This window comes from Inquilinus limosus, assembly GCF_051487185.1.
Taxonomy (GTDB): domain Bacteria; phylum Pseudomonadota; class Alphaproteobacteria; order DSM-16000; family Inquilinaceae; genus Inquilinus; species Inquilinus limosus_F.
Window position 1 is genome coordinate 1 of sequence record NZ_JAHVDK010000072.1, and the last position, 1920, is coordinate 1920.

The 1920-nt window shown below is 73.5% G+C and carries 1 protein-coding gene; it reads right to left on the minus strand.

Annotated features, from left to right (window positions below):
- Nucleotides 1–1920, minus strand: a 1920-nt coding sequence (locus tag KXR53_RS35430; protein WP_437380320.1) for a condensation domain-containing protein, incomplete at both ends; no start/stop codon positions are given.

The following is a 1920-nucleotide window of genomic DNA, read 5'->3' on the forward strand; positions in this document are numbered from 1 at the left end:
GTCCGGGTCGAGCGGCAGGTAGGCGGCCCCGGACTTGAGGATGGCGAGCAGCGCCACCACCATCGCCGGCGAGCGCTCCAGGCACAGCCCGACGATCGTCTCCGGCCCGGCGCCGCGCGCGATCAGGTGATGGGCCAGCCGGTTGGCCCGGGCATCGAGCTCGGCATAAGTGAGGCTCTGCTCCTCATAGATCAGCGCCGTCGCTGTGGGGGTTCGCGCGGCCTGCGCCTCCAGCAGCTCGGGCAGCGTCGCCTCGGGGGAGGGATGCACCGTGGCGTTCCACTCCTCCAGGATCCGCCGCCGCTCGGCCGGCGCGAGGATCTCGACCGCCCCGATCCGCTGCGACGGATCTTCGGCCACCACCTCGAGCAGCCGGATCAGGCGTTCCGCCAGCGCCTCCACCGTCGCCCGGTCGAACAGGTCGCAGGCGAATTCGACGGTGCCGTCGAGCCCCTCCGGCGCCCCATCGGCACCGCGCCGCTCGGCGAAGCTGAAAGAGAGGTCGAACTTGGTGGTCCCGGTGCCGACCGCGAGCGACCTGACGGTAAGACCGGGCAGCTCCAGGCGCGGCGCCACATTGTTCTGCAGCACCAGCATGACCTGGAACAGCGGGTGCCGCGCCAGCGAGCGGGCAGGGTTCAAATGCTCGACCAGGCGCTCGAATGGCAGGTCCTGATGGGCGTAGGCGGCGAGGTCGGCCTCGCGCACTCGGGCCAGAAGCTCCGCGAAGCTCGGATCGCCCGCGGTATCGGTCCTGAGCACCAGGGTGTTGACGAACAAGCCGACCAGCTCATCCAGCGCCTGGTCGGTGCGGCCCGCGATCGCGCCGCCGAGCGGGATGTCGGGGCCACAGCCGAGCCGGGCGAGGAGAGCCGCCAGTCCGGCCTGCAGCACCATGAACAGGCTGGCACCCCCGGCTCGGGCGAGCTCCAGTAGCCGGCCGTGCAGCCCGGAATCGAGGCGGAAGCTCAGGGTCTCGCCCCGCCGACTGGGCCGCGGCGGGCGCGGCCGGTCGGCCGGCAGTGGCAGCTCCTCCGGCAGCCCGGCCAGGGTCTCGCCCCAGAACCTCAACTGGCGGGCGATCGCACTGTCCGGATCGGTCTCCTCACCGAGCCACTCGCGTTGCCACAGCGTATAGTCGGCATACTGAACCGGCAGCGGCGCGAAGTCCGGTGCCCGACCCCTGAGCCGGGCGGCATAGGCCTGGCCCAGGTCGCGCAGCAGCGGCGCCAGCGACCAGCCGTCGCCGGCGGCATGGTGCAGCAGCACGAGCAGCACATGCCGCTCCGTCCCGACCCGCAGCAGCGTCGCCCGGAGCGGCAGCTCCCGCGCCAGGTCGAAGCCGTGCCCGGCCGCCTCGGTCAGCACCTCCGCGACCCGGTCCGCGTCGGTCTCCACGACCTCGAGCGCCGGCTGCGCCGCGGCCAGGATCCGCTGCTCCGGTCCGGCCTCGCCCTCGACCAGCAGGGTACGCAGGCTCTCGTGCCGCCCGGCCACATCGGCCAGCGCCGCTTGCAGCGCCCTGGCATCGAGCGGGCCGTCGAGGGCCAGCGCGAGCGGGATGTTGTAGGTCGGGGCCGGCCCCTCGAGCTGATCGAGAAACCTCAGCCGAGCCTGGGCGAAGGACAGCGGGATCACCGCTGGCCGCGGCATCGGCCGCAAGGCCGGCCGGGCAGCGGCGGCGCGGTCGAGGCGGAGTGCGAGCCCGGCCGGGGTCGGCGCCTCGAACAGGCTGCGGATGGCGAGCTCGATCCCGAGCGCCGCCCGGAGCCGGGAGATCAGACGGGTCGCCAGCAGCGAGTGGCCGCCGAGGTCGAAGAAGCCGTCCTCGGGGCCGACCCGCTCGAGCCCGAGCACCTCGGCGAACAGGCGGCAGAGCAGGGCCTCCTGCGGCGTCCGCGGCTCCCGGCCCCGGCTCTC